Source organism: Pseudomonas sp. GW821-FHT05H12 (assembly GCF_059419385.1).
The window spans coordinates 60150-79043 of sequence record NZ_JBWKRS010000010.1; the positions used below are offsets into that span (position 1 = coordinate 60150).

Consider the following 18894-nt stretch of genomic DNA (forward strand, 5'->3'; position numbering starts at 1 on the left):
TTCTCTAAAAGATCGTGCTTAATAGAAAAGGTCGAGTTCTCTAAAGCGGATCAAATATTATGTCGGCGGTACAAGGTCATTGGCGTGAAGTATCCGAGCAAACCCTCGCGGCGACAATAACTAACAAAGGTTATTTTTGCGCACCACCCAAAGGGGCCAGTCAAGTAGTGATCATTGTCGAACGCAAGGAAGATTGGGCCTCCTACTTCCCCAGCGAAGACATCGTCACCGCCCAGGAATACCTGGAACAGACGCGGGAAAACGAGAGCGGCAAGCGTGTGCAGGTCATCAACCTGTGCCGCAGCTACAAGTACCTGGGGCACGGCTATTACTGCTCGTTGCTGGCTGAAGCGCGGGGGCACAAGGTGATTCCGTCGGTGCGCACCATCAGTGAACTGACCAAAAAGTCACTGTATGGCCTGGCCCTGGATGACCTGGATAAAACCCTCGATAAAGCCTTGAGTCATCACCTTTACAGCAATACCGAAGGGTTTACCCTGACCCTTTACTTCGGCCGCACCAATATAGAACCGTTGCAGGATCTGGCCCGCCAGTTATTTGAAACCTTCCCGTGCCCGATCCTCTTAGTTGAATTCAGAAAGAACAATGGCTGGCATATCGAAGGGGTCAAGTCCGGCGTGCTGCACAAGTTGCGTGATGATCAGGAAGATCAATTCGCCCACGCCCTCGACAACTTCAGCCGCAAGATCTGGCGCCAACCCCGTTCACGCCGATTGGCCCGTTATGACCTGGCCATCCTCCACGATCCTCAAGAGCAACTGCCCCCGTCCAACGCCCGTGCCCTGGACAACTTCGTGCGGGTCGGCAAAGGCCTGGGTATCGACGTGGAGCTGATTGAACGCAAGGACTACGCACGCCTCGCCGAATACGACGCCTTGCTGATCCGTGAGACCACCAGCGTCGACAACCACACCTACCGCTTCGCCAAGAAGGCCGAGAGCGAAGGCCTGGTGGTGATGGATGACCCGGCGTCGATCCTGCGCTGCACCAACAAGGTCTACCTCACCGACCTGCTTAACAGCCATCAACTGGGCATGCCCGCCACCGAGATTCTCTACAAGGAACGACCGGAAGACTTCGAACGGGTCGGCGAACGCCTGGGTTTCCCCTTGGTACTGAAGATCCCCGACGGTTGTTTCTCCCGGGGTGTGATCAAGGTGGAGAGCCAGGAGGCCCTGCTCAAGGCCACGGCCGAGCTGTTCGAACATTCGGTGCTGCTGCTGGCCCAGGAGTTTTTCTACACCGAGTACGACTGGCGCATCGGCGTACTCAACCGCAAGCCGATCTTTGCCTGCCAGTACTTCATGTCCAAGGGCCATTGGCAGATCTACAACCACAAGGCCATCGGCCAGGACATCAACGGCGAATGCCGCACCCTCGCGGTCCACGAGGCGCCGAAGGCCGTGGTCGAACTGGCTGTGAAGACCGCCAACCTGATCGGTGACGGCCTGTATGGCGTGGACCTCAAGCAATCCGGTGACAAGGTGGTGGTGATCGAGGTCAACGACAACCCCAATATGGACGCCGGCATCGAAGATGCCTATTTGCAGGACGACCTGTATGCCCTGGTGCTGGAGGAGTTTGTGCGGCGCCTGGAGCTCAAGCGCCAAGGCCAGGTCTGGTAGCCGGCGATGATCCAGCGCTTTGACCTGATCGATGGCACGCTGCGCAGCGGGGACAGTGACGAGGCCCCCATCCTGTTGTTCAACAACCCTGACCCGGCCGAGCGAGACAGGCTGCGTGACCATTACAAGCTGGATGAACACGCACTGGCCTCGGCACTCGACCCGGACGAAGTCTCGCGAATCGAGTTCCACCCCGACAACCTGTTCCTGATCTGGAAACGCCCGGAAAACTACTCCGGCGGTGGCAGCCTGGTGTTTGAAGTGTCGTCCTGCGGCTTGCTGTTTTCACCGGACCGGCTGCTGGTGATCGCCCCCGATGAAACCCCGCTTACCGGCTTGGGCAAGCGCCACCCCTTGCACGCGCCACTGGACGTGCTGCTCGACTTGCTGCTCAACAACATCCACCACTACCTGGGCCACCTCAAGGTGATCAAGCTGGTTGCACGGGAGTTGCAGCAACAGTTCAACGCCTCCATGAGCAACCATCACCTGATGCAGATGTTCAGCCTCAGCGAGAGCCTGATCTATTACATCAACGCCCTGCACAGCAACGGCGCCGTGCTGACGCGGCTGCGCAACCACGCCGAGAAGGAACACTTCAGCGCCCAGACCCTGGGCCTGATCGACGACCTGATCATCGAAAACCACCAGTGCTACAAACAGGCAGAGATCTACTCCAACGTGTTCTCCGGGCTGATCGACGCACGCGGCAACCTGATGAACAACAGCATGAACAACCTGTTGCGCAAGCTGACGTTGATCAACGTGGTGTTCCTGCCGCTCAACCTGATCGCCAGCGTGGGCGGCATGTCGGAATTCAGCATGATGACGGCGGGTACGCCGTGGTGGATTTCGTACCCGCTGTTCCTGGCGGCGATGGGGCTGGGGGCGGGGTTGATGGTGTTGGGGCTCAAGCGAATCGCCGGCGGCGCCAACGTCGTGTGACCTCTGTCCCCTGTCCCCTGACTCTGTGGGAGCTGGCAAGCCAGATCCTACGAGGTGATGCTGATCTCTGTAGGAGCCGGCTTGCCGGCGATGGCATCACTGCGGTGTACCTGAATCACCGCGTTGTCCGCATCGCCGGCAAGCCGGCTCCTACAGGGTTATGTCATCAGGGGGTGGGCTGCAGGGTCAGCACTTCGAAGCCGTCCGCCGTCACCGCCACGGTGTGTTCCCACTGCGCTGACAAGCTATTGTCCTTGGTCACCACCGTCCAGCCATCCTTGAGGCTGCGCACCTTGGCGCCACCCTGGTTGAGCATGGGCTCGATGGTGAACACCATGCCTTCGCGCAGTTCCAGCCCGGTGCCAGGGCGGCCGAAGTGCAGCACTTGCGGTTCCTCGTGCATCTGCCGGCCGATGCCATGGCCGCAGTAATCACGCACCACGCTGTAGCCGTTGGCCTGTGCGTGGCTCTGGATCGCATGGCCGATATCACCCAGCCGCGCCCCGGGCTTGACCTGGCGAATGCCGGCCCACATCGCCTCGAAGGTCATTTCCACCAGGCGCCGCGCCTTGGGCGCCACGTTGCCGATCATGTACATCTTGCTGGAATCGGCGATAAACCCGCCTTTTTCCAGGGTGATGTCGATGTTGATGATGTCGCCGTCCTTGAGGATGTCCTTGGCGCTGGGCATGCCATGGCACACCACCTCGTTGATCGAGGTGTTGATGCTAAATGGGTAGTCGTATTGGCCCAGGCTGGCGGGGCGGGCTTTCAGGTCGTTGCGGATGAAGGCCTCGACGGCGGCGTCCAGCTCCAGGGTGGAGCGGCCGGCGCAGACAAACCCGTCGAGCATGCTGAACACCTGGGCCAGCAGGCGGCCGGATTCACGCATTACGGCCAATTGTGGGGCGGTCTTGATCATCAACTGCGCCCCCGGATCAGGTCGGGCTTGTCCAGCAACAGTTTGTTGATCAGCTCGTTGTAAGGCAGGTGGGGGTTGAGTTCGGCGAGCAGGCCGATCTTGATCCAGAACTCGGCCTGGGCGTTGATGGAGCGGTCCATGGCGGCGCTGGCCAGGCGAAGCTGTTCGTGCAGTTGGTCGGTGATCTTGACGATGCCCATGGTCTTCACTGTGTTGAGTTGATATACAAAGCGTATATGTTTCGTATATCCATCGTAAACCCCCAGCCGCTAAATGGCAGCAGGCCATTGACGTGCCCGCCAGGCGCCGGTTAATTTCGTTGCATGACATTACAAACCTTGCGTAGCCCGCTGATGATTATTACCGCCATTCCTCATTTGGCGGGATAGCACACGGCTGCACCCCAACCCGCCCTAGAGGCGGGTTTTGTTTTTCCGTCTCCAGGGCCTTCAAACAAAGCGCCAGGAGACACCGATGAGCACGTGCCCCGTTCCACACACCGCCAACCCGGAACTGCTTGAGCACTACGTGAAAAAGATCCTCGCCGCCCCGGTCTATGACCTGGCAGTGCGCACGCCCTTGCAGGCAGCCCCGGCGTTGTCGGCGTTGCTGGGCAATCAGGTGTTGCTCAAGCGTGAGGACCTGCAGCCGACCTTTTCCTTCAAGATCCGCGGCGCCTACAACAAGTTGGTGCAGCTCACGGCCGAGCAAAGGGCCCGGGGCGTGGTCACCGCGTCGGCGGGCAACCACGCCCAAGGTGTGGCACTGGCCGCGCTGGAGCTGGGGATCAAGGCACGCATCGTCATGCCCTGCAGCACGCCGCAACTGAAGGTGCTGGGTGTGCGCTCCCGAGGTGCCGAGGCGGTGTTGCATGGGGAGAGCTTTCCCTTCGCGCTGGCCCATGCGCTGCAATTGGCCGAGACTTCGGGTTGCACCTTTGTGTCGCCGTTCGATGACCCGGACGTGATCGCGGGCCAGGGCACCGTGGCCATGGAAGTGCTGCGCCAGCAACAGGGTGCGCTGGATGCGATCTTCGTACCGGTCGGCGGCGGGGGCTTGATCGCCGGCGTTGCCGCCTACGTCAAATACCTGCGGCCCCAGGTGCGCATCATCGGCGTCGAGCCCGAAGGCTCCAGCTGCCTGTTGGCAGCTTTGCGTGCGGGTGAGCGGGTGGTGTTGCCCAGTGTCGACGGGTTTGCCGATGGCACCGCCGTGGCGCAGGTCGGTGCCTATGGGTATGAAATCTGTCGCGACTGGGTGGATGAAGTGATCACCGTGAGCAACGACGAGTTGTGCAGCGCCATCAAGCTGATCTACGACGATACCCGCTCAATCACCGAACCCTCAGGCGCACTCGCCGTGGCAGGCATTCGTCGTTACGTCGAGCGAACCGGTACGCGTGGCCAGACCCTGGTGGCGATCAACTCAGGTGCCAATATCAATTTCGATAGTTTGCGACATGTTGCTGAAAGAGTGGCGGCGCAAACGGCTGTTTAACCGGAAGTCCGGGATTAAACGTTTAATCCCTGCCATTCGCCGAGAGTTTGATGACTGAATGTAAAAACCTTTCCGGGATATATAACAATCCTCGTCACTTATGAGGAAAGGTTACAACGAGAGGGGATTTTGCCGAGTAGGCTGGTGATTGAAAGCGTCTTCCAGGGTTGGCAAGACGTGGCAGGCACGCACCTGCCAGCAACTTGAGCGTTCATAAAAACTGATTGGCAGTCTCATAAAAGGAGAGGTTGGCCATGCTTTCGGAATTAGAACTTCGCAGCATTATTGAAGGAAGTTTCCTGCCCAAACGGTGCGAATGCACCAAAGCCGAAGATGCCTCGCTGACGATCAAGGTCTATGACGACCGCGACCGTGACCGAGTGGATCTGGAAGTAAAAGGCATCAACGCCGACAAGCTCGACAGCAGTCGAGCCATTTGCAACCTGATCACCGGGTTGCGCGAAGACCTCAAGCACACCCATGCACCCGCCCTGCAAAGAGTGGGAGGACGCGGCTACTACTAGGCCGACGTCTGAGGTTGAATCACCGACGACCTGTGGGCCTGGAGAAACGCCAGGCCCAGTACGGTTTCTGTTGCCACTGCCAGCAGGATGCCTGGCCCTGCATTGCCATTGATCCATTCACTGAACCCCAGCACAGCCAATACCAGGCACCCGGTGATAAAGCCGGTGGTCAGGGCGCTTCGTGTGTCAGAGGGCGGTGCATGGCGAGCGCGATAGAACATGATGCCGATCGCCAGGAACAGCGCGGCGTTGCGGCGTGAGACCAGCCCGGTCGCGCTGGAATACTCGACGCTCCACAACCACAGCAGCAGGTCGGGACGCAGGCCCCAGACCAATGCGAGGGCGAAGCAGAGCAGGGCGGTAAACGTAGCGAGGGCGCGGAAGCTAAGTGACATGGCGAATCCTTTCAGCCTGGTGACAAGCCCGCAAGACTACTCGTTTATGCGCGGGCCTGCCTTGTCTGTTTCAACGGCTCAGTTCTGGAAGTCGCAGGCTTCCGACATCTTGCGGTAGCCCACATCTTCGATTTTGCCGGCTTTATCGACGAACTTGATGTCGGCGTTGATGACTTTGCACACATTGGTGTCGGTTTCGTGCATGGCAATCACTTTGTCGATGTTCAAGGGCATGCCGTATTGATAGGGCACGGGTTTGGCATCGGTTTGCTGGGCAGTGTCAGCCTGGGCGACGCCTGAGAGCGCGGCCAGGGCCAAGGTGCCGGTGAACAGTAAAGTACGCAGTTTCATGAGGGTTCTCCGCAAGTCGTTCGCAGGCCCATCAACACGACGGGCCGGCGGCCGCACGGGCCCCCGGGGGCGGTGAGTGCGGTCAAGTTCACTGTCGACCTGGGGGATTAACCTTCGATTAATGATGCGCTAACTGACAAAACCTTCATGAACGCGTGTTCAGCCCAACTGCTGGCGATAGGGCAGATCCGGCCCGGTCTTACCGCAAGTGAGGGCGGCGGCGCGGATCGCAAAGCCGAGCATGGCGTCGATCTGCGCGCGGGTAAGCTGTTGCAGGCCCTCGACCGAATCCAGATTGTGCTCGGTCAACCAGGCAATCAGCGCGGCCTGGAAGGTATCGCCGGCGCCGACCGTATCGGCCATCACCACCTCTACGGCCGGTTGCGACCAATGGCCGTGCTGGCGGCTGAACACGCTGGCCCCTTCGCCACCCCGGGTGAGGAACACCAACTGGCAGCGGTGTTGCAGCCAGCCTTGCAGCACGCTTTCCGGCGACTGCTCGGGGTAGAGCAAGTGCAGGTCTTCGTCGCTGACCTTGATCAGGTCGGCATGCTTGACCAACTCGGCCACACGGTCACGCCACAACTGGATATCCGGTTGCGGGTTGAGGCGCACGTTGGGGTCGAGGCTGATCAAGCGCTTGCCGCTTTCACGCTTGACCAGGTTCAGCAGCGTGTCGCCAATCGGCTGCACGACCAGGGAGAACGAGCCAATGTGCAGGCCACGGATGTCTGCGCCCAACTCGGGCAGATGGGTGACTTCCAGCAGCCGGTCGGCACAGCCTTCACCACGGAAGTTGTACTGCGGTGAGCCGTTGGCGCCCACGGCCACCATCGACAGGGTGGTCGGTGCGGCGAACTCCACCAGGAACTGCTCGCTGACGCCTTCGTCCCTGAGCACCTGCAACAGGCGGCGGCCGAGGAAGTCGGTAGACACGCCGCCAAACAGCCCGGCTTCGATGCCCAGGCGGCGCAAACCCACGGCCACGTTGAACGGCGAGCCCCCGGCAATGGCCTTGTAGTTGACCTTGGAAGCCTGCCCGCTGGCATCTTCCTCGCTGAAGAAATCGAACAGCGCTTCACCACACACCAGATACATAGTCGTTCGCTCTTAAAGGGTTGCCACGAGTTGTTGATAGCGTTCGTACGCCTGTTGATAGGCGCTGACACTGGCCGCCACCGGCAGGGTACGGCTGGCCGGGTCGACGCTCACGCATTTGTCGCACAGGCTGGCCAGGGTTTCGCCGGACTGGCACCACGCCGCCTGGATCGCCGCGCCCAGGGCGGCGGCTTCGCTTTGTTCTGTACAGATCACTTCGGTGTTCATGATATCGGCAACCATCTGCCGCCACACCGGGCTCTTCGAGCCGCCGCCGATCAAGCGGATGCTTTGGCTTTGCAGGCCGGTCTGGCGCAGCAGGTCCAGGCCGTAGCGCAGGCCGAAGGTCGTGCCTTCGACCACGGCGCGGCACAGGTTGGCGCGCGTCAGGTTAGTCATGGTCAGCCCATGCAGGCTGCCGGTGGCGTGGGGCAGGGCGGGCACCCGTTCACCGTTGAGGAACGGCAGCATGCTCACGCCGTCGGCGCCGATGGGGGCCTGTTCCACCAGCGTGTTGAACGCGACCAGGTCGAGGTCGAACAGCTCGCGGATCACCCCGGTGGCGTTGGTCAGGTTCATGGTGCAGATCAGCGGCAGCCAACCGCCGCTGGACGAGCAGAACGTGGCGACCGAGGCCTGCGGGCTTACATTTGGTTGCTCGGCGAACGCATAGACGGTGCCGGAGGAGCCGAGGCTCATGGTGATCACGCCCGGCGCGATATTGCCGGTACCGATGGCGCCCATCATGTTGTCACCGCCGCCACTGGCGACGAGGGCGTTGGGGTTGATGCCCAGGCGCTCGGCAATTGCTGGCAGGATAGTGCCGACGCGTTGGTCGGCCTCGATCAAGGTGGGCAACGCGGCTTCAAGGCGCCCGCTGGGGTCGATGTGCTTGAGCAGGTCCACGTCCCACTGGCGGCTGCGCACGTTGAAATACCCGGTGCCCGATGCATCGCCATATTCCGCGGCGGCACGGCCGGTGAGCCAGTAGTTGAGGTAGTCATGGGGCAGCAGGATATGCGCGATGCGCGCAAAAATATCCGGGTGCTGCTCGCGGGTCCACAGCAACTTGGAGACGGTGTAGCCCGGCGCAATGGCCACGCCGAGGCGCTCCAGCGAACCGCTTTCACCGCCCAAGTATTCGAGCAGGCGGTCGTTTTCGGGCGCGGTTTCGGTGTCGCACCACAGCTTGGCCGGACGCAGAACCTGGCCACTGTCATCCAGCAGCACCAGGCCATGTTGCTGACCGGAAACGCCGATGCCAAGAACGTCCTGGCCGTCCACGCCAGCCTGCTGCAAGGCACGGTGGGTGGCTTCGGTAAAGGCGTCCAACCATTCCTGGGTGTGCTGCTCGCGACGGCCATTGGCGCCGCTGATCAGGCTGTGCGCAGCCGCGCCCAGGCCCAGCACCTTGCCGCTGCTGGCGTCGAGGACGATGGCCTTGGTGCCCTGGGTGCCGCAGTCGATGCCGAGAAACAGGTTTTGCTGGGTCATGGTGGTCTGCTCAGCAGTATTGTCGGAGTGAAATACGCTCCCTGTAGGAGCCGGCTTGCCGGCGATGGCGGTGGTTCAGCCAGCCAAGAAGTGACTGACAGACCGCTATCGCCGGCAAGCCGGCTCCTACAGGTTTAAGCGGGTTGCTTCAGGAGGGTTTTCAGGGTGGCGGTCACGCCGTGGTCGCGCAGGCTCGCAAAACACCGCTCAAACGCTGCCACAAACGCGGGCGAGTTGGGAATAGCCGTGCCGAAAATCTCCTCCACCCCCAGCAGGCGCTTGCTGATCAGCGCATCGTCACTCACCAGCTCTTGGCAAAACTGCGCACGGGGATCCGGGATCTTGTAGCTCACGCCATTCTCATCCACACCCTTCAGGTACAACGCCCAGGCCGCCACCACCAGCGCCGCGCGCTCGGTCTCGCGCCCGTCGGCAATCAGGCGGTTGATGGTCGGCACGGTGAACTTGGGAAACTTCGACGAGCCATCGGAACAGACGCGTTCCAACTGGTCGGCAATCGCCTGGTTGGAGAAGCGGTCCACCAGTGTCTGCTTGTATTCGGTCAGGTCGATGCCCGGCACCGGCGCCAGGTTCGGTGTGACGTCCAGGTCCATGTACGCACGCATGTAGGCCACGAACACCGGGTCATTCATGGTTTCGTGGACAAACCGGTAGCCTTTGAGAAAGCCCAGGTAAGTGAGGGCCAGGTGGCTGCCGTTGAGCAGGCCGATCTTCATCTCTTCGTAGGGCGTCACGTCGTCGGTGAACTGCACGCCGACCTTTTCCCAGGCCGGGCGGCCGTTGACGAATTTGTCTTCCAGCACCCACTGCACAAAAGGCTCGCAGACCACCGGCCAGGCATCGTCGATACCGTGTTCGTCGTGCAATTGCAGACGGTGCGCGGTGCTGGTCATCGGCGTGATGCGGTCGACCATTGCATTGGGGAAGCTCACATTGGCTTTGATCCAGTCATGCAGCTCGGCGTTGTGCAGCGCGGCGAACGCCAGCAGTGCCTTGCGCGTGACGGCGCCGTTGTGCGGCAGGTTATCGCAAGACATCACGGTAAACGCCGGGGTGCCGGCGGCGCGCCGTTTAGTGAGGGCGGCGCAGATGAAGCCGAACACGGTCTTGGGTGCATTCGGGTGCGCCAAATCGTGCTGGATCTGTGGCAAGTGGGCCATGAACTCGCCGTTGCTGTCGTCGATGCAGTAGCCGCCTTCGGTGATGGTCAGCGACACAATGCGAATCGCCGGGTCCGCCAGTTTGTCGATCAACGCCTGGGCGCCGTCTTCGGCCAGCAGCATGTCGCTGATAGAACCGATCACGCGCACTTCGGTGTCGTCGGTATCGCCCAGTTCATACAGGGTGAACAGGTAGTCCTGGCCGGCCAGGTCGTCGCGGGCCTTGCGGTCCTCGGCACGCAGGCCGACGCCGCAGATGCTCCAGTCCAGGCCCACGCCGGTGTTCATCAGCGCGTCGGTGTAATAGGCCTGGTGCGCACGGTGGAAACCGCCGACGCCAATGTGGGCGATGCCTTGGGTGGTGCTGGCGATGGCATACGCCGGGATTTTCACCTGCGGCGCCAACTGGGTGAGGTTCTGTTTATTCAGTTTCATGGCAACTCTCGCAAAATCAGGCGGCAGCGCGCAGTGGGCGGGCCACGGCTTTGCCTTCGGTGTCGAACAGATGGCAGTGCGCCGGGTCCAGGTGCAGGTGCAGCGTCTCGCCGTATTGGCTGGCCATGTCGCCACGAATCCGCATGGTCAACGGTTCGCCGTTGGCGGTGACGACGTGGCAGAAGGTGTCGCTGCCCAGGCGCTCGCCCACGTCGGCGGTGACGGTCAGGGTGGTCTGGCCCGGCGTGGCGATTTCCAGGTGTTCCGGGCGAATGCCCAAGGTCACGGTGCTGCCGACGCTCAGGCTGGCACCGCTCTGGGGCAGGTTGATCAGGGTGCCGGCGTCCAGTTGTACTTCGCAGCCCTGGCCGTCGACGCGGGTGACCTTGCCCTTGAGGAAGCCCATTTTCGGCGTGCCGAGAAAGCCCGCCACAAATAGATTGGCCGGCTGGTGGTACAGCTCCAGCGGAGAGCCGACCTGCTCGATGCGGCCGCTGTTGAGCACCACCACTTTGTCGGCCAGGGTCATGGCTTCGACCTGGTCGTGGGTCACGTAAATCATGGTGGCTTGCAGTTCTTTATGCAGGCGCGCCAGTTCCAGGCGCATCTGCACGCGCAGGGCGGCATCGAGGTTGGACAGCGGCTCGTCGAACAGGAAGATCTTCGGGTTGCGCACAATCGCCCGGCCGATGGCCACACGCTGGCGCTGGCCGCCGGAGAGCTGCTTGGGCTTGCGCTCCAGCAACGGGCCCAGCTCGAGGATGCGCGCCGCTTCACTGACTTTGCTCTCGACCAGCTTCTTGTCGACGCCGGCCAGGTCCAGGGCAAACGACATGTTCTTGCGCACGCTCATGTGCGGGTACAGCGCGTAGGTCTGGAACACCATCGCCAGGTCACGCTTGGCCGGGGTCACTTCGGTGATGTCGCGACCGTCCAGCTCGATGGTGCCTTCGGTGACTTCTTCCAGGCCGGCGATCAGACGCAGCAGGGTGGATTTACCGCAGCCCGACGGGCCGACGAACACCACGAATTCCTTGTCATTCACCTCAAGGTCGATGCCCTTGATGATGGAGAAACCTTCGAAGCCTTTTTGCAGATTCTTGATTTTCAGGTTGGCCATGATGGGCCTCCGCTTGTAGTTATTCGTTAAAACCGCACACGCTCTTCGTAGGAGCCGGCTTGCCGGCGATGGCGATTTGAAGGTCGCCGCAGGGCTCAAGGGCCTTATCGCCGGCAAGCCGGCTCCTACAGGGCATGTGGGTTATTTCACGGCGCCGAAGGACAAGCCGCGCACCAGCTGTTTCTGGCTGATCCAGCCAAAAATCAGGATCGGCGCGCAGGCCAGGGTCGAGACGGCAGACAATTTGGCCCAGAACAACCCTTCGGGGCTGGAGTAGGAGGCAATCAGCGCGGTCAGTGGCGCGGCGTTGGACGAGGTGAGGTTCAGCGACCAGAACGCCTCGTTCCAGCACAGGATCAACGACAGCAGCACCGTGGACGCCAGGCCACCCTTGGCAATCGGCAGCAGCACGCGGACCATTTCTTGCCACAGGGTGGCGCCGTCCAGGCGGGCAGCCTCGAGGATGTCCTTGGGGATGTCCTTGAAGTAGGTGTAAACCATCCACACCACGATCGGCAGGTTGATCAGCGTGTAGATGATGATCAGCGCGATCCGCGTATCCAGCAGGCCAAAGCTCTTGGCCAGCAGGTAGATCGGCATCAGCACGCCCACCGGCGGCAGCATCTTGGTGGAGAGCATCCACAGCAGCGTGCCCTTGGTGCGCTGGGTTTCGTAGAACGCCATGGAGTAGGCGGCCGGCACCGAGATCAGCAGGCACAGGGCGGTGGCGCTGAACGAGATCACCACCGAGTTCCAGGCGTAGGCGAAGTAGTTGCTGCGCTCGTTGATGTGCAGGTAGTTCTCCAGCGTCGGCGTGAAGATGAACTGCGGCGGTGTGGCGAACGCGTCGATTTCGGTCTTGAAGCTGGTCAGCACCATCCAGAAGATCGGGAAGAAAATCAGGATCGCGATGGCCCAGGCCAGGGTGCCGAGCAGCAGGCTTTGCAGGCGGCGGGATTGTTGAAGCGTCATGGCGCGGCCCTCAAGGCTTGTCAGTCAGGTTTTTGCCGATCATCCGCACCAGGATGATCGCCGCGATATTGGCGATGACTACGGCAATCAAGCCGCCTGCCGAGGCCATGCCCACGTCGAATTGCACCAGCGCCTGGTTGTAGATCAGGTACGCCAGGTTGGTCGAGGCGTAGCCCGGGCCGCCGTTGGTGGTGGTGAAGATTTCGGCAAACACCGAGAGCAGGAAGATCGTCTCGATCATCACCACCACGGCAATTGGGCGGGCCAGGTGGGGCAGGGTGAGGTGCCAGAAGATCGCGATGGCGCCGGCACCGTCCAGGCGCGCGGCTTCCTTTTGTTCCTGGTCGAGGGACTGCATGGCGGTCATCAACAGCAGGATGGCGAAGGGCAGCCATTGCCACGACACAATGATGATGATCGACAGCAGCGGGTAGTGCGCCAGCCAGTCCACCGGCTCGGCACCGAACAGCTTCCACACGGCGGCGAGAATCCCCGACACCGGGTGGAAAATCAGGTTCTTCCAGATCAGCGCACCGACCGTGGGCATGATGAAGAACGGCGAAATCAGCAACACCCGTACCAGGCCGCGACCGAAGAACTCACTGGCCTCCAGCAACGCACTGATCAACACGCCAAACACCACGCTGATCAACAGCACACTGCCCACCAGCAGCAAGGTATTGGTGGCGCCGGGCAAGAAGCCCGAATCGGTGATGAAGTAGGTGAAGTTCTCCAGCCCCACGAATTGGTTTTCACCGGGGTAGAGCAGGTTGTAGCGGATCAAGGAGAAGTACAGGGTCATGCCCAGCGGCACGATCATCCACAGCAGCAGCAAGGCCACCGAGGGGCTGACAAGGAACCAGCCGGGGTTGGCCAGGCGGTTTTTGGGAGGTGTATTCATGGTGATCAAAACCAGTCGATTACAGGCAGGGCCAGCGTCGGAGCGCGATCCAATGTGGGAGCTGGCTTGCCTGCGATAGCGGTGTGTCAGCACACACATTCATCAACTGACAGACCGCTATCGCGGGCAAGCCCGGCTCCCACATTGATGGGGTTCCCACATTTACAAGGGTGAGTCAGGCCTATTTGGGATAACCGGCGCGCTTCATCTCGCGCTCGGTGGTGGTCTGCGCGGCAGTCAGCGCCTGGTCCACCGTTTGCTGACCGGTCAAGGCGCCGGAGAAGAACTTGCCGACCTGGGTACCAATGGCCTGGAACTCAGGAATGGTCACCAACTGGATACCGATATACGGCACCGGCTTGAGGGTCGGTTTGGTCGGGTCCGCGACTTTCAGCGATTCCAGGGTCACCTTGGCAAACGGCGCGGCCTTCATGTATTCGTCGCTGTAGGTCGATTTGCGCGTGCCTGGCGGTACGTTGGCGATACCGTCGGTCTTGGCCACGAGCTGGCTGTATTCCTTGGAGGTCGCCCAGCTGGTGAACACCTTGGCGGCGTCCTTGGCCTTGGAACTGGTCGGAATCGCCAGGCTCCAGGAGTACAGCCACGAGGTGCCCTTGTCGGTCTTCTCGTGAGGGGCAAAGGTAAAGCCGACGTGGTCGGCCACTTTGCTCTGGGTCTTGTCGGTGACGAACGAACCCGCGACGCTGGCATCGACCCAGATCGCGCACTTGCCGCTGTTGAACAGCGCCAGGTTTTCGTTGAAACCGTTGCTGGAAGCGCCCGGCGGGCCGGATTTCTTCATGTTGTCGACGTAGAAGGTCAGCGCGTCCTTCCATTCAGGACCATTGAATTCTGGCTGCCACTTCTCATCGAACCAACGCGCACCGTAGCCGTTGGCCAGGGTGGTGATCAGCGCCATGTTCTCACCCCAGCCGGCTTTGCCGCGCAGGCACAGGCCGTACTGTTCTTTGGTCTTGTCGGTGAGTTTTTCCGCGAATTCGCCGATCTGGGTCCAGGTCGGGTGCTCGGGCATGGTCAGCCCGGCGTCCTTGAACAGGTCGGTGCGGTAATAGGTAATCGAGCTTTCGGCGTAGAACGGCAGGGCGTACAGCGAGCCTTTGACAGACAAACCGTCACGCACAGAAGGGAAAACATCGTCGAGGTCGTAGGACGCCGGCAGGTCTTTCATTGGCTCCAGCCAACCCTTGGCGCCCCAGAGTGCAGCTTCGTACATGCCGATGGTCAACACGTCGAACTGTCCGCCCTGGGTGGCAATGTCAGTGGTCAGGCGCTGGCGCAGCACGTTTTCTTCGAGTACCACCCAATTGAGCTTGATCTCCGGATGCTCGGTCTCGAAGGTTTTCGAGAGCTTTTGCATGCGGATCATGTCGCTGTTGTTGACGGTGGCAATGGTCAGGATCTGCGCGCCAAAGCTGACGGCGCTGAGGGTCATGCAGGTCATCATGCAGGTAGAGGCAAGCAGAGCTTTTGCTGTGAACTTCATCGCGCACTCCATTTCTGCGCCCAGGGGCTACAGAAGGACAGTTATTGTTGTTGTGTCTTCCTGCAACGAGCCAGGAAGAGTGTGCGGTTGATTACAGCCTTGAAATGGCGATGTGACAAATCCTTGGGCGCACTGGCACTGATACTTTTTTGCACTTGCGTCGTGATGGGCTGAAACGATTGACCCAAGCAGACCCCGCCCCCCCCTGTAGGAGCCGGCTTGCCGGCGATGGCATCGACACGGTGCCCCCGACACCCCGCGGTGCCTGCATCGCCAGGAAGCCGGCGCCCACAGAAAGCGATTCAGGCCAGGTTCTGCTCGGTCAACCGCTGCACCGCCAGGCGGCGGTAGTGGGAAGGGGTCATGCCCTTGAGCTGCTGGAAGCGCCGGTTGAAATTGGAGATGTTGTTAAAGCCCGACTCAAAACACACATCCGTCACCGCCTTGTCGCCATCGGCCAACAATTCGCACGACTTGCTGATGCGCAGCCGGTTGACGAACTCGATAAACGTACGCCCGGTGGCCTGTTTAAACACCCGCGAGAAATACGTCGGCTTCATACCCAGGTAATCCGCCACTTCCTCCAGCGGCAACTCGCGCGCGTAGTGGGCAAAGATGTAGTCCACCGCGCGGTTAGTGCGGTCGATGCTGTGTTCGTCGGCCAGTTGCGGCGTATTCACCCCGGACAGCAACTGGTAGTCCTCGCAGGCACTGAGCACCTCCAGCAGGATAAAAAAGTGCCCCAGGCGCGCCATGCCCTGGGCGTCTTCGATGCGTTGCATCAAGGTCATGGCCTGGGCGATGGTTTTTTTGCAGCGAAACTCGATGCCGTATTGGGCGCGCTCCAACAACGGTGCCAGGGTCTTGAGTTCAGCGAAGATCTGGCTGCCGCTTTCAAACAGCTCATCCGTGAAGTTCACCAGCATGTCGCGCTTGGGCACCACCTCGTCTTCCTCCACTTGGCTGATCCAGTTGTGGGGCAGGTTGGGGCCGGTGAGGAACAGGCTTTCCGGGTAGAAGTTGCCGATATAGTCGCCGATGAACACTTTGCCGGAACTGGCGACAATCAGGTGCAGCTCGTATTCCTTGTGGAAATGCCAGCGCACCAGCGGGCAGGGGAAACCGTGCTGGCGATAGATGATGGACAGGCCGTTGTGGTCGTCCATCAGCTCGTAGGAAGGGTCGGTGATACGCGCTGCTCGGGTCATGCTGCCGTCGCTTTATTGTGGTTGCTGCGTAGGATAATGCCCCCTCGTGCGCGACCTCGCCAGCGCTGGTGTTTACACGACGCGGTTTTTCGCTTCGATCCATTGGGACATGTACTGCGTACTTTTATGCGCATGGTGGCGCAGCATGCTGCCGGTGAAGTTGTCCCGGCGATGGGCTGACAGGTTGCGGCGACAGTGTTCCAGGCAGGCCACCAGCGCCGGGCCATGCATGTCCTGGTCGTAACGGCGCGCCAGCAACTGGCGCCCGTTTTCCTGGGCCTCGGTCCAGCGTGCGCGGTCCTGGTACAGCGCCACGGCCGCGGCCGCCAGGGCCGAGGCGCTCTGTTCGATCACACCCGGCCACGGTTGGCCATCGCCCATGGCTTCGGCACCGATCGGCGTGGTGACACTCGGCGTGCCGCAGAGCATCGCGTCCACCAGCTTGCCCTTGATGCCGGCGCCAAAACGCAACGGCGCCAGGCAGATACGTGCGGCGGTCATCACCTGCAGCGCGTCTTCGGCCCAGTTCATCACATGAAAGCCCTGCGCCGGGTTGTGCAGCGCCGTGGCCTTGGGCGGCGTGTAGGCCCCGTAGACATGCAGCTGGGCGCCCGGCAGATGCTGGCGGATCAGCGGCCACAGGCTGTTCTTCATCCACAGCACCGCGTCCCAGTTCGGCGCATGACGGAAGTTGCCGATGCTGAGAAAGTGCGCGCGGTCCTCGAATGGCGCGAACGCCTCGGTCGGCGGCTGCAGCATCAGCGGGCACCAATGGAGCAGGGCGGCGGGCACTTTGAACTGCTCGGTGAGCAGGCGGATCTCCACGTCAGAGATCATCAGGCTGATATCACAGCGGTAAATCGCCGCGATCTCGCGCTTGGCCAGGTCGGTGTCGGCCATCAACTGGAACTCTTCTTCCAGCGCTGGTGCGAACAGCGCGGTGAAGTCGTCGCTGTCCGGGTGGGCTTTGAGGTGGTCCTTCTGACGTTGGTGGCGAGCGTCGCGCAGGCTTTGCAGGTCGGAGGTTTCCAGTACGCGCAAGGCGTTGGGGCAGCATTTCTCCACGCGCCAGCCGAACTGCTCCTCCATCATGAAACGGTCGAACAGCACGATATCCGGGGCCAGTTCGCGGATAAAGTCATCGAAACTGCTGTTATTGAGTTCAATCGCGCATTCGCGGATGCCCAGTCCGGGCAAGTCAGCCTTGTGTTCGCCGATCGTCGCAGGGCTGCTGAAGGTGATGTCCCAGCCTTGCGTCAGGAAACTCTCAAGAATCTGCATCATATGCCCGCCTGCCGCCGAGGAACGGGGTTCCGGCCAGACATAACCAATGACCAGGACTTTGGTGGCGGGTTGAGTAATCAAGGTGACGGACCCTCGGGGTGTGTGCGAAAAACCGGCGATTAGAGCACATCCCGCGTTGACCGGGTGTTCGAAGAGACGGCGATTAGCCCGGTTATTTTGATGCGCAATTCATCTTTAAGACTGTGATTTGTCACAGTGATCGAACTCGCCGGGCGGTGATAGCGTGAGCTCGGGCCCTAAGTTCAGGGTTCACCGAACCCGATTATGGAGATCACTGAAATGAAAGCAGCAGACCCCAAGGACGACAAAACCATCGATCAACACTCTGACGCGCCGCATAACTGGCAGAGCGCGACGATAACCGGCGAGTACGACAACAGATACGCCGGTCACCTGAGCGTCCGCTGGCTGAAGCAGGACAGCATGCTGAGGTTCCAAACCGATAGATACAAGATCACCGGCCACATCAATCGACACAAAGCCAATATCAATGTGGAAGTAACCGGTAACGTCACCGGGAGCTATGCGCTTAACTCGCCCGACAGCATGCGCCAGGACGGGGTTTGGCATGACTGGCTCACAGAGAAAAATTTCTCGATAGGCAGCTCCACGGCGATTACCGTCAAAGTCGTGTTCATTTTTGATATGGATGGACCGGATGATCGCAAGACGGTGACGCAGACCTTCACGCTCTAGAACCTGGCAGCGCCCTCAGAGGGGGGCGCTGTAAAAGAATGCACCCGCGCATAGTTGCCTGTCCTACTTTGTGGTTAACTTCGGCCTCTCGAATTCGTTTCAATAAACCCAGCATAAGGATTCTGTTCATGGCTCAAGTCACCCACCGTGGCAACCCGATCCAGGTTGAAGGCGATCTGCCGCAAGTCGGCTCCCAGGCGCCGGACTTCACCCTGACCGCCGGCGACCTGTCGGACGCAACCCTGGCCACCTTTGCCGGCAAGCGCAAAGTGCTGAATATCTTCCCAAGCGTCGACACGCCGACCTGCGCGACGTCGGTTCGCAAGTTCAACGCCCAGGCCAACGACCTGAACAACGCCGTTGTGCTGTGCATCTCCACCGACCTGCCATTCGCCCAGGCGCGCTTCTGCGGTGCTGAAGGCCTGGAAAACGTTAAGAACCTGTCGGACTTCCGCAGCGCTGCCTTCGCCGTCGACTACGGCGTGGCCATCGCTGAAGGCGCCCTCAAGGGCCTGACCGCTCGCGCTGTGGTCGTACTGGATGAAAACGACAAGGTGCTGCACAGCGAGCTAGTTGCTGAAATCGGCCAAGAGCCGAACTACGAAGCAGCCCTGGCTGTTTTGAAGTAACTGTTTCTGCGCATTACTGTCGTTTTGCAGTAACACGCGTGCTGCATGATTGCGGCCTGGCCTAGTCCAGG

The 18894-nt window shown here is 60.7% G+C and carries 19 protein-coding genes; 6 read left to right on the top strand and 13 right to left on the bottom strand.

Translation table 11 applies throughout. From position 1 onward, the window contains the following. Positions 1-59 precede the first annotated feature (59 nt). Together AC07SU_RS11215 and AC07SU_RS11220 are read left to right on the top strand one after the other, a co-directional pair. Complete coding sequence (locus AC07SU_RS11215) at positions 60-1646, top strand: RimK family ATP-grasp domain-containing protein (RefSeq protein WP_494997043.1); 1587 nt, start codon at positions 60-62, stop codon at positions 1644-1646. A gap of 6 nt (positions 1647-1652) precedes the next feature. Beyond that, entirely contained in the window at positions 1653-2591 is a 939-nt protein-coding gene (locus tag AC07SU_RS11220) for a magnesium transporter CorA family protein (RefSeq protein WP_176998388.1), read from the top strand. Between the two features lie 166 nt (positions 2592-2757). On the opposite strand, the gene map is transcribed toward AC07SU_RS11220, so the two are convergent. Both map and AC07SU_RS11230 read right to left on the bottom strand, forming a co-directional pair. Further along, complete coding sequence (gene map / locus AC07SU_RS11225) at positions 2758-3513, bottom strand: type I methionyl aminopeptidase (protein WP_457409552.1); 756 nt, start codon at positions 3511-3513, stop codon at positions 2758-2760. Continuing rightward, a complete protein-coding gene (locus AC07SU_RS11230) occupies positions 3513-3713 on the bottom strand; it encodes a ParD-like family protein (protein WP_003190946.1) in 201 nt (66 codons plus the stop codon). The genes map and AC07SU_RS11230 overlap by 1 nt, the downstream gene beginning before the upstream one ends. A 274-nt stretch (positions 3714-3987) precedes the next feature. Between AC07SU_RS11230 and ilvA the strand changes: the two genes are divergently transcribed. Together ilvA and AC07SU_RS11240 are read left to right on the top strand one after the other, a co-directional pair. Continuing rightward, positions 3988-5010: a threonine ammonia-lyase, biosynthetic gene (ilvA, locus tag AC07SU_RS11235; protein WP_494997044.1), complete on the top strand. Its 1023-nt coding sequence runs from the start codon at positions 3988-3990 to the stop codon at positions 5008-5010. Between the two features lie 254 nt (positions 5011-5264). After that, positions 5265-5534, top strand: a complete 270-nt coding sequence (locus AC07SU_RS11240) for a DUF1652 domain-containing protein (RefSeq protein WP_176998385.1) — start codon at positions 5265-5267, stop codon at positions 5532-5534. Here AC07SU_RS11240 and AC07SU_RS11245 read toward each other — a convergent pair. From AC07SU_RS11245 to AC07SU_RS11295, 11 genes are all read right to left on the bottom strand, one after another. Then, positions 5531-5929 (bottom strand): hypothetical protein, encoded by a 399-nt coding sequence (locus tag AC07SU_RS11245; protein WP_494997045.1) that lies wholly within the window; start codon positions 5927-5929, stop codon positions 5531-5533. The genes AC07SU_RS11240 and AC07SU_RS11245 overlap by 4 nt on opposite strands. A gap of 78 nt (positions 5930-6007) precedes the next feature. Beyond that, positions 6008-6280: a DUF2790 domain-containing protein gene (locus AC07SU_RS11250; protein WP_176998383.1), complete on the bottom strand. Its 273-nt coding sequence runs from the start codon at positions 6278-6280 to the stop codon at positions 6008-6010. A gap of 159 nt (positions 6281-6439) precedes the next feature. Further along, positions 6440-7378, bottom strand: coding sequence for a carbohydrate kinase family protein (locus tag AC07SU_RS11255; protein WP_494997046.1), 939 nt, complete (start codon positions 7376-7378; stop codon positions 6440-6442). Positions 7379-7390: 12 nt separating this feature from the next. Next, positions 7391-8872, bottom strand: coding sequence for a xylulokinase (gene xylB, locus AC07SU_RS11260; RefSeq protein WP_494997047.1), 1482 nt, complete (start codon positions 8870-8872; stop codon positions 7391-7393). A 134-nt stretch (positions 8873-9006) separates the two neighbouring features. Further along, positions 9007-10488: a mannitol dehydrogenase family protein gene (locus AC07SU_RS11265; protein ID WP_494997048.1), complete on the bottom strand. Its 1482-nt coding sequence runs from the start codon at positions 10486-10488 to the stop codon at positions 9007-9009. A gap of 16 nt (positions 10489-10504) precedes the next feature. Then, positions 10505-11608 (bottom strand): ABC transporter ATP-binding protein, encoded by a 1104-nt coding sequence (locus AC07SU_RS11270; RefSeq protein WP_494997049.1) that lies wholly within the window; start codon positions 11606-11608, stop codon positions 10505-10507. Positions 11609-11749: 141 nt separating this feature from the next. Beyond that, a complete protein-coding gene (locus tag AC07SU_RS11275) occupies positions 11750-12580 on the bottom strand; it encodes a carbohydrate ABC transporter permease (protein ID WP_016968929.1) in 831 nt (276 codons plus the stop codon). Positions 12581-12590: 10 nt separating this feature from the next. Continuing rightward, on the bottom strand, positions 12591-13481 hold the full coding sequence (locus tag AC07SU_RS11280) for a carbohydrate ABC transporter permease (protein ID WP_176998378.1): 891 nt from the start codon (positions 13479-13481) through the stop codon (positions 12591-12593). 181 nt (positions 13482-13662) lie between these two features. After that, complete coding sequence (locus AC07SU_RS11285) at positions 13663-14985, bottom strand: ABC transporter substrate-binding protein (protein ID WP_494997050.1); 1323 nt, start codon at positions 14983-14985, stop codon at positions 13663-13665. Positions 14986-15287: 302 nt separating this feature from the next. After that, positions 15288-16193, bottom strand: a complete 906-nt coding sequence (locus tag AC07SU_RS11290; protein ID WP_176998376.1) for an AraC family transcriptional regulator — start codon at positions 16191-16193, stop codon at positions 15288-15290. A 72-nt stretch (positions 16194-16265) separates the two neighbouring features. Further along, a complete protein-coding gene (locus AC07SU_RS11295; RefSeq protein WP_494997108.1) occupies positions 16266-17555 on the bottom strand; it encodes a glycosyltransferase in 1290 nt (429 codons plus the stop codon). Positions 17556-17777: 222 nt separating this feature from the next. Between AC07SU_RS11295 and AC07SU_RS11300 the strand changes: the two genes are divergently transcribed. Beyond that, the gene (locus AC07SU_RS11300) at positions 17778-18194 is read left to right on the top strand and encodes a hypothetical protein (protein WP_494997051.1); all 417 of its coding nucleotides are present in this window, start codon (positions 17778-17780) and stop codon (positions 18192-18194) included. A 128-nt stretch (positions 18195-18322) separates the two neighbouring features. Continuing rightward, complete coding sequence (gene tpx / locus AC07SU_RS11305; protein WP_178923335.1) at positions 18323-18823, top strand: thiol peroxidase; 501 nt, start codon at positions 18323-18325, stop codon at positions 18821-18823. Positions 18824-18894 lie beyond the last annotated feature (71 nt).

Excerpts from the sequence above, each read along its gene's own strand:
- AC07SU_RS11275 (WP_016968929.1), bottom strand. The coding sequence starts at position 12,580 with ATGACGCTTCAACAATCCCGCCGCCTGCAAAGCCTGCTGCTCGGCACC.
- map (WP_457409552.1), bottom strand. The coding sequence starts at position 3,513 with ATGATCAAGACCGCCCCACAATTGGCCGTAATGCGTGAATCCGGCCGC.
- AC07SU_RS11280 (WP_176998378.1), bottom strand. The coding sequence starts at position 13,481 with ATGAATACACCTCCCAAAAACCGCCTGGCCAACCCCGGCTGGTTCCTT.
- AC07SU_RS11215 (WP_494997043.1), top strand. The coding sequence starts at position 60 with ATGTCGGCGGTACAAGGTCATTGGCGTGAAGTATCCGAGCAAACCCTC.
- AC07SU_RS11285 (WP_494997050.1), bottom strand. The coding sequence starts at position 14,985 with ATGAAGTTCACAGCAAAAGCTCTGCTTGCCTCTACCTGCATGATGACC.
- xylB (WP_494997047.1), bottom strand. The coding sequence starts at position 8,872 with ATGACCCAGCAAAACCTGTTTCTCGGCATCGACTGCGGCACCCAGGGC.
- AC07SU_RS11240 (WP_176998385.1), top strand. The coding sequence starts at position 5,265 with ATGCTTTCGGAATTAGAACTTCGCAGCATTATTGAAGGAAGTTTCCTG.
- AC07SU_RS11265 (WP_494997048.1), bottom strand. The coding sequence starts at position 10,488 with ATGAAACTGAATAAACAGAACCTCACCCAGTTGGCGCCGCAGGTGAAA.
- AC07SU_RS11250 (WP_176998383.1), bottom strand. The coding sequence starts at position 6,280 with ATGAAACTGCGTACTTTACTGTTCACCGGCACCTTGGCCCTGGCCGCG.
- AC07SU_RS11230 (WP_003190946.1), bottom strand. The coding sequence starts at position 3,713 with ATGGGCATCGTCAAGATCACCGACCAACTGCACGAACAGCTTCGCCTG.
- ilvA (WP_494997044.1), top strand. The coding sequence starts at position 3,988 with ATGAGCACGTGCCCCGTTCCACACACCGCCAACCCGGAACTGCTTGAG.
- AC07SU_RS11255 (WP_494997046.1), bottom strand. The coding sequence starts at position 7,378 with ATGTATCTGGTGTGTGGTGAAGCGCTGTTCGATTTCTTCAGCGAGGAA.
- AC07SU_RS11300 (WP_494997051.1), top strand. The coding sequence starts at position 17,778 with ATGAAAGCAGCAGACCCCAAGGACGACAAAACCATCGATCAACACTCT.
- tpx (WP_178923335.1), top strand. The coding sequence starts at position 18,323 with ATGGCTCAAGTCACCCACCGTGGCAACCCGATCCAGGTTGAAGGCGAT.
- AC07SU_RS11220 (WP_176998388.1), top strand. The coding sequence starts at position 1,653 with ATGATCCAGCGCTTTGACCTGATCGATGGCACGCTGCGCAGCGGGGAC.
- AC07SU_RS11290 (WP_176998376.1), bottom strand. The coding sequence starts at position 16,193 with ATGACCCGAGCAGCGCGTATCACCGACCCTTCCTACGAGCTGATGGAC.
- AC07SU_RS11270 (WP_494997049.1), bottom strand. The coding sequence starts at position 11,608 with ATGGCCAACCTGAAAATCAAGAATCTGCAAAAAGGCTTCGAAGGTTTC.
- AC07SU_RS11245 (WP_494997045.1), bottom strand. The coding sequence starts at position 5,929 with ATGTCACTTAGCTTCCGCGCCCTCGCTACGTTTACCGCCCTGCTCTGC.